Source organism: Candidatus Latescibacter sp. (genome assembly GCA_030692375.1).
GTDB lineage: Bacteria > Latescibacterota > Latescibacteria > Latescibacterales > Latescibacteraceae > JAUYCD01.
This window is the reverse complement of sequence record JAUYCD010000211.1, coordinates 1-7,477: the sequence shown is the minus strand read 5'-3', so window position 1 is coordinate 7,477 and position 7,477 is coordinate 1. Positions and strand designations below refer to the sequence as shown.

Genomic DNA, 7,477 nt, shown 5'->3' with positions numbered 1-7,477 from the left:
CCGTTTTCGAAGCGGACACGCCCGACTGCCCACATAAATGCCTCGCTGCCGTTCGGAAACGGAAGCTTGACTCCTTCCACAGAGACAGAGACCGGTTTCAGATCGGTGATGAAATACACTAGATCGACATAGTGACATCCTACATATACGAACGGATCGGTCTTATCAGTGGTAAACCAGTTCTGGAAGTTGGAATAGCGGTAATAATACGGCTCTATCATCCGGGCCTCTCCCATGGCGAAATCGCCAAAAAGACCCTTTCGGTAATCCTTCCTTGCAAGGAGTGAACGGCGGTCGAAACGCTTGTGGTATTCCACTCCTATGAAAAGTCCTCGCTCATAGGCAAGTTTTTCCAGCTCGACCGATTGCTCATATTTCAGGACGAGCGGTTTTACACAGAGGACATGCTGGTTGCTCAAAAGCGCCTGTTTCACCGCGCTGTAATGAAGCTGGTCCGGAAGCGCAACCATAACCGCCTGGCGCGGCGCCATGCCTGCAAGAACTTCCTTGAACAGGTCGGGAAACATTTTGTCGTCAGGTTCACTGAAGGATGGATAAGGAATAAATGTCTGAGCAGGGAATGCCTCGTTCAAAGTGTCATTATTTTTCAAGCTTTTAAGGGGAGCGCTGTTCAGGGCGCAGACCTTGATGGTTTTAACCGAACCTTCACGCTGGAGCTGGTATACAGTAGGAAGTATGAGATCGTTTGTGATCATGCCTCCGCCAACAATGGTTACATCCACCGATTTACTCATTGATAATTCTCCGCTGGTATGGATGGTAATAAATTATTATTTATATGAGCATTATGATGATTTAACAAAAAGAAATAAACATTCATGACACACCTTTTGCAAGTATTATTTGTTTTGACGGTTCATTTTATGCACGAAAAGAGTTGCCAAAGCTTCTAAAAAATGGTATTCCTATTCATGGGCAATTCATCTTTTATTGAAATATTTCTGTAAGCCTCAAAACTACAGCCCCCTAAATCCCCCACGGGGGGACTTAAAAGAATGAAAGACAATACAAAACATTTTTTTTACTAATTATGTTTCACTCACATATATAATTACCATGTTAAGTCCTCCTTTGGGGGATTTAGGGGGCTGTCTTCCCAAAGTAGGCATAAGTATTTGTTAAAAAATAAGTTGAGATAATATTTACGTAACTTATATTTATAATTCAAGCCAAGGATTACTCATCTTGAAAACCGGCGAAAAGTATTATGTCATTGCCTGCCATGTGCTCTGGCGGGAGTTATGCCATTTCGGATCGTTTTCACCGAACACCCTGACCTTCCATTTTCTGAAACAGGGTCTGCACACTACTCCCGACCTGTTACGTCAGAAACTTCAGGAGGCCATAGACGCTGTACCTGAGGATGAATGTTATACTGCCGTCCTCGTTGCTTACGGCCTCTGCTGCAACGGCATCGAGGGGATTTTCGCGCGGAACACCAGGCTTGTGTTCATGCGTGGGCATGACTGTATAACCTTCCTGCTCGGCTCGAAAGAGCGATACCGGGAAATAGCAGAAAAGTCCCCCGGAACCTATTGGTATAGTCCCGGATGGATCGAAACAGGATTTACTCCGGGGAAGGAAAACTATGAAACCATGCTCCGCTCTTACACTGAGAAATACGGCGAGGATAACGCTCTCTATCTGATGGAGACCGAACAGGGGTGGCTAAAGAATTATTCTACCGCTGCATATGTGAACCTGGGATTCTGTGATTACCTGGGGTACCGTGAATATACCCGTGAATGCGCCGATTGGCTGGGGCTGCATTATGAAGAATTGGAGGGGAACCCGCAGTTGATAACGAATTTTCTCGAGGGCAGATGGGATCCGGAAAATTTTCTGATTGTAGAGCCTGGCGAACAGGTGGCCGCCACGCATGATGAAAAGGTAATAACAACAAAAAACATCGGGGTGTAGATCATGAAAAGGAAAAAATTGGACCCCGTTCATCCGATACCGCTTTGCGGCTGGCGCGGTATTTTGGTATATCCCCCCAGTTCTGGCTCGGACTCCAAATGGACTATGATCTCGATAGAGCGGAAGATGCGGTTGAGTCCAGAATAGATAAAGAAATCAATCCTTTATCACCTGCGGTATAAAATACACTATTATGTGCGGAAGATTTGCATTGACTGAAAAATTTCTAGTCTTTTCCTTTCTTTATTGACTTTGCGAACTTTGCGAGAGGATAAATCAAAGATTTCCTTAAGATTCTTTGGCGGACTGCGTCATTCTTTCCCGACCAGCTTCCTGAGCCCGTCCGCGAAATGCCGGTAATTGTCCCATGAGACGTTGTCCGGGATGCTGTGGTCAGTTTCGGGGATATAGCGTCCGCCTTCAACCACCGGCCTTATACGATTCAGTTCGTGGTCGATTGCTTGAGGCCCGATGGCAAGCGCCCGTTTGTCGATGCCGCCCATTAACGCCAGCCGGGGGTGGCATCTCCTGACCTCGTTCACATCACAGCCCGCCGCGACCTCGAACGGCCACATATAGTTGACTCCTGCTCCCATCATCGGCCCGATGAGCTGGTACGGTTTGCCGTCCGTGTCCACCGAGAACAAAGGTATACCGTGACTGTCCGCAAACGCCTTGAAACGGCGGTAGTGCGGAGCGAAAAAGTCCATCCACATGTCTGGTGAGATAAGCGGCCCCTGCCGCCCGCAGAGGTCCTCGAACATGTGTATGATGTCGACATGGGCTTCGCGCGCGACACGTTCGAACAGAGTCAGCCAGATATCTGTCAGATGGCCGAGTATGTCGCGGATAAGATCGGGCATGGTATAGAACCCGATGAGCATGTCCTCATCGCCGAGAAGCCACCTGAGGCAGCCGAATAGCCCCACATCCGGGTAATAACCGATGTGTACGGGGATTCCGGCCTTGTCGAATCCGGCGCATTGTTCCTTCCAGTCCGGCGGAAATCGTTCCGGGTTATCCGGGTTGAGGTACCGGTCGCGGAAGAGTTCCCAGTCTTCGCGGTTCTTAACCGGGAACTCGAGGAATTCCGACATGGACTCGCCATGCTTGAAATCCCGCCGCTTCACTCCCCATGAATCGTAATGGACGATAAACTTGTCGTCTTCCCCGATCACCCTTTCGAGGGAGGGCCAGGGCCCGTACTTCACCGGTACGACCGCCGGTCTCGGGTCGGTATCGAAGAGGTCGCGATGGTTCTCGACATCGGGCATACCTTCACATATCCAACGTGCTCGTGTGGTTTTCCACGGGCTCCAGAGAAGCCAGTACGGCGGACGGTCTACAGGCTGCCCGGTCAGACAGCGGATGTAGCGCTCACGGTGGGTTATGGCAGTATCCCCATTTCCTAATTGTTGTTTCACCTGACTGCTGCTAAAACCTCAAACCCAGGTTGATCGAAAGATACGAGGTGTTTTCGTTTTCCGTTTTGATAAGATTGTAGAGTGGCATGACGAAAAGGCGCATGCCCGGTGTGAACATAACCGATACTCCAGGGCCGATGTTGAAACCGAGCTTGTTCTGGGTTTTAGACCCGGAGACGCTTGAGCTGAAATTATAATATCCCACGCCAACCTGTGCAAAGATGTCTGCAACTCCGAGCGAGAGGAACGAGTACCTGACCGAGGGAAGAATTTCCAGTATCGAGAATGTTTCCGAGCCCGATCCTTTGGCATTGAAACGGTTGTATGCCGCATGGCCGCCGACTTTGAGCGGTATCAGCGGAACTCCGAAAAATACATCTGCGCCTACTCCATACCCGGCTTTGGCGGCGTCGCTGAATGAGCCTGACGGCGTGGGGAGCGCCGCCCCTACATCAAATGTTACCCCGGGGAGGGCATAAACAGTGCCGGTAAGAATCGCGGCAAGCAGAAAAACCGTCGCCAGAGCAGTAATTTTTTTCATGGCAACCTCTTCCTTTCAGGTTTGTAGTTTCTGTTACCCGGTTTTTGAGTTATAGTTAAGTTTTCTTTTTCCGTGCCCCCTTTCGGCGCACCGCGCCACCTTCCCCCCTTCGGGGGGCAGGAAAACCTTCTTCTGCACTCGTCATCCCTTGCCCCCCGGAACGGGGGAAAGGGAACGAGGGATAGGGGGCTTTGCGAGAAACAATATTTCAAAGGTTCTAAATATATACTATGCCCTTTCGGTTAATGCTATTGCTTTTTTTAAGGCGTCTGAGTATGATAAGTTAAAAAGCACCGGATGAAACAACACAAACCACGGGATATGAGTACGCTCATCGTCCCTTATCACTCCAAACCCTGGAACGGAGGTGTAAGATGTCCGAATTAAAACCTGGGGATAAAGTCCCTGTCTTTTCCCTTCCCGATCAAAACGGCAAAACGGTTTCCCTGACGGATTTCAAAGGGCGGAAACTGATCGTATATTTTTACCCGAAAGCCGACACGCCGGGCTGCATCAAGCAGGCATGCAGTATCCGTGACGCCCGTCCTGATCTGGCGAGCCTCGGTATAGCCGCAGTCGGTATAAGTCCGGATAAACCGAACAAGCAGAAGAAGTTTGATGAAAAGTACAACCTGGGATTTCCGCTGCTATCCGATCCCGATCATACGGTGTCTGCGGCTTATGGAGTGTGGGGGGGAAAAATCAGGTGCGGGAAATTGTGCGAGGGTATCACCCGCTCATCGTTTCTCATCGACGAATCGGGAACGGTTATCGCGGTGTGGTATAACATCAAACCGGAAGACACGGTTCCCAAGGCGCTGAATGCTCTGGAAGTGAAATGAATGGCGAAGGATTTCTCGCAAAGGCCGTATAGACTTTTTTCAGCATATCTTTTTTTTGACAGGATTTACAAGATTAACAGGATTACACTATATTTTTTTCAATAATCTTGTGAATCATGTTAATCCTGTCAAATTTCTTTTATCTTTTTTTCTTTCTTTGCGGACTTTGCGAGAGATATTCTTGTATTAAGGAACATATCATGATCGAAAGGATTAAAGAAGCAATAAAGCAGCGGGAAAACGAGTGGATCGACTTTTGCAGAAGGCTTATCCAGACCCCTTCTCCCACGTATGGAGAAGAGGCGGTAGCGAATCTTATCCTCGACGAGATGAAAACGCTCGGATATGACGAGGTATGGAAAGATACGAAAGGCAACGTGATCGGGGTGGTGAATGGAACCGATCAAGATGCCCCGGTGATCAACCTCAATTCCCATATGGACCAGGTAGCGCCGGGCGATGAAAAAGACTGGCCCTTTCCGCCGTTTGCTGCGCACATGGAAGGCGGCCGCATCTATGGCCGTGGGGCGTCCGACACCAAAGGCGCCATCGCGGTGCAGACATACGCGCCGAGGATACTCATGGACGCCGGGACACGGCCGCGTTCGACAGTGATCGCAACTTTTGTGGTGGAAGAGGAAATCTGGGGGCAGGGGACGCTTTATATACTTGAGACTGGCGGACTCTCTTTCGACCTCTCCATCCTAGGCGAGGGTACATCGAATGAGATCATGCTCGGCCACCGCGGCTGCATCGGCGTCTATGTAACCATTATCGGTAAATCCGCTCATGCCTCCATGCCCCAGGAGGGGCATAATCCCAATATCGACGCCGCACGATTCATCCTTCGCCTCCAGGAGGTGCAGGAGCGATTCGCCCCGCATCCCGAATTGGGAAAAACCACGATGACTCCTACTTTATACAGCACAGGGGATATCTCAAGGAATGTCATCCCGGGAAAGGTGGTTATGTATGTTGACTGCCGCCAGTCGCTGGAAAAATGTGACGATCTCGTTAGGATTCTTCGGGGAACCGCCGATGAGTTGGGCATCCGCGCCGAGGTCAATGTTGTGGAGTTCAGGAAGGATGTGGAGAAAATTTCCGAAGGGTTTTCCACTCCGGTAAATCATCCGTATGTTCAGAAAGCGCGGGATATAGTGCGGAATACGCTGGGGCGGGAGGTCACACTGGGGTACTGGCAGTTTTGCACGGACGGCCGCCTGACCTCACGTGCGGGAATCCCCACTTTCGGGTTCAGTCCCTGTGAGGCACGCCTGGCTCATACAGTACAGGACAGCGTTTCCATTTCGCTCATGGAGGAATCGCTTCTCTGTTATCCGTTCTTTTTCATGGAAATGCAGAAATAGAAAAAACAGTGGCAAAGTGACAAAAATATAAGGCAAACCTTGTTTTATCTTGACTCTGTCCCAAAAAGCATTATATATGATTCCTGCCAAAAGTATTCACTGATTAGAGCACTTGTAAGAATGTATATTTCTTTCCTCGGCCTGGCGGCAATCGATCATCACCGGCGTCTCCCGCGATTCTTTGATCGCCGTTAAGACTCGCATGTTTTCATTATGTCAGTTATACTGGGAGATTTTCTCATGTCAAATTCTCAATCACGGCGCGGTTTTCTGGGGTCGCTGTCGCTGACCGGTCTTGCCGCCGGTTCGGCAGGGGCCGGAAATGCTTTCGCAGGTGTTGACGCCCCGGTTCGCACCTCTCCAATGAGCCCTGTCGGGAACATCTATATCGACCCCCGAAAGGTGCTCCTGTATGAATGCACCCGTAAAGAAATCCGCGACCGTCTGCTGGAAGGGAAACTCAAGGCCGCGATCGTTCCCACCGGCTCCACCGAACAGCACAACGAACACATGGCGATGATCATGGATACTGCCGGAGCGCTTCTCGTATCCCAGCAGACGGCGCTGAAACTCTACCCCCGGGTTATCGTGAGCACCCCTGTCCCCATCGGCGTTTCCCCTCACTGGATGAATCGTAAAGGCACCCTGACCCTTCGGAAAGAGGTATTTCTTGATGTGGTCTATGACATCTGCGACAGTTTGAAGACCCACGGCATCACCACTATTCTCATTGTGAACGGACACGGCGGGAATGCTGCGCCCCTGAATGAAAAAGTCCCCGAATTCCGCACGAAGCTTGGAATCAACCTGGAATGGTGTTCCTACTGGGACAGCATTCCCGCCGACAGGAGCAAGGAGTTTGTGGATATCGGCAGCGTTCCCTCGCATGCGGCGGATTTTGAGACATCCATTGCCCTGGCGGCTTTCCCCGAGCGGGTACGGTACCAGGGGATCGATCATGACAAGGCCCCATTAAACCTTAATGAAAAAGACCGGAAGTGGGATAAGGATACCTTTGAGGAATCCAAACTGGCCACACCCGAAAAAGGCGAGAAGATTATCGGCCATGCGGTAAACTGGGTGACAGAAAAGTTGTTGAAGATGATGGGGTGAGCAGCTAAAATCTGAAAACTGAAATGTGGTTCCATAAGCTCGTGAGGATTGTCTGAACCACGAATGGTCAGGATAAACGGATTAACGGGATGAGGCTTTTGCATAAGGGGTACTGTCAAAAGTATCATGAAAAGATAGGAGAGACAAGGAGGGTATTAAAGGAAGTGGCAAGAAGCTGTGGAAATGCCGTGAGTATTAACATATTGAAAACGATAGGGCAGTTTTCAACAATGTTGACACTCACTTGGA

At 49.9% G+C, this 7,477-nt stretch carries 7 protein-coding genes and 1 pseudogene; 5 read left to right on the top strand and 3 right to left on the bottom strand.

Annotated elements, in window-relative coordinates; all coding sequences use genetic code 11:
- Positions 1–755, bottom strand: a 755-nt coding sequence (locus Q8O92_12805) for a Gfo/Idh/MocA family oxidoreductase (GenBank protein ID MDP2984194.1), incomplete at its 3' end; no start/stop codon positions are given.
- Between the two features lie 451 nt (positions 756–1,206).
- On the opposite strand from Q8O92_12805, the gene Q8O92_12800 reads away from it, so the two are divergent.
- Both Q8O92_12800 and Q8O92_12795 read left to right on the top strand, forming a co-directional pair.
- Positions 1,207–1,941 carry a DUF1638 domain-containing protein gene (locus tag Q8O92_12800; protein ID MDP2984193.1) on the top strand — a complete coding sequence of 245 codons (735 nt, stop codon included), beginning with the start codon at positions 1,207–1,209 and terminating at the stop codon, positions 1,939–1,941.
- Positions 1,942–1,964: 23 nt separating this feature from the next.
- Positions 1,965–2,123, top strand: a pseudogene (locus Q8O92_12795) (addiction module antidote protein, HigA family).
- Between the two features lie 129 nt (positions 2,124–2,252).
- Here the strand turns inward: Q8O92_12795 and Q8O92_12790 are convergent.
- Both Q8O92_12790 and Q8O92_12785 read right to left on the bottom strand, forming a co-directional pair.
- Positions 2,253–3,365 carry a uroporphyrinogen decarboxylase family protein gene (locus tag Q8O92_12790; GenBank protein MDP2984192.1) on the bottom strand — a complete coding sequence of 371 codons (1,113 nt, stop codon included), beginning with the start codon at positions 3,363–3,365 and terminating at the stop codon, positions 2,253–2,255.
- A 10-nt stretch (positions 3,366–3,375) separates the two neighbouring features.
- On the bottom strand, positions 3,376–3,906 hold the full coding sequence (locus tag Q8O92_12785) for an outer membrane beta-barrel protein (protein ID MDP2984191.1): 531 nt from the start codon (positions 3,904–3,906) through the stop codon (positions 3,376–3,378).
- Between the two features lie 374 nt (positions 3,907–4,280).
- Here Q8O92_12785 and bcp point away from each other — a divergent pair, with 374 nt between their 5' ends.
- The 3 genes from bcp (at position 4,281) to Q8O92_12770 (ending at position 7,228) form a co-directional block, all read left to right on the top strand.
- On the top strand, positions 4,281–4,748 hold the full coding sequence (gene bcp / locus Q8O92_12780; protein ID MDP2984190.1) for a thioredoxin-dependent thiol peroxidase: 468 nt from the start codon (positions 4,281–4,283) through the stop codon (positions 4,746–4,748).
- A 200-nt stretch (positions 4,749–4,948) separates the two neighbouring features.
- Positions 4,949–6,115 (top strand): M20/M25/M40 family metallo-hydrolase, encoded by a 1,167-nt coding sequence (locus Q8O92_12775; protein ID MDP2984189.1) that lies wholly within the window; start codon positions 4,949–4,951, stop codon positions 6,113–6,115.
- A gap of 240 nt (positions 6,116–6,355) precedes the next feature.
- Positions 6,356–7,228, top strand: coding sequence for a creatininase family protein (locus tag Q8O92_12770; GenBank protein ID MDP2984188.1), 873 nt, complete (start codon positions 6,356–6,358; stop codon positions 7,226–7,228).
- Positions 7,229–7,477: the final 249 nt, after the last annotated feature.

Coding starts and splice junctions, on each gene's coding strand:
- Q8O92_12770 (MDP2984188.1), top strand. CDS start 6,356: ATGTCAAATTCTCAATCACGGCGCGGTTTTCTGGGGTCGCTGTCGCTG.
- bcp (MDP2984190.1), top strand. CDS start 4,281: ATGTCCGAATTAAAACCTGGGGATAAAGTCCCTGTCTTTTCCCTTCCC.
- Q8O92_12775 (MDP2984189.1), top strand. CDS start 4,949: ATGATCGAAAGGATTAAAGAAGCAATAAAGCAGCGGGAAAACGAGTGG.
- Q8O92_12785 (MDP2984191.1), bottom strand. CDS start 3,906: ATGAAAAAAATTACTGCTCTGGCGACGGTTTTTCTGCTTGCCGCGATT.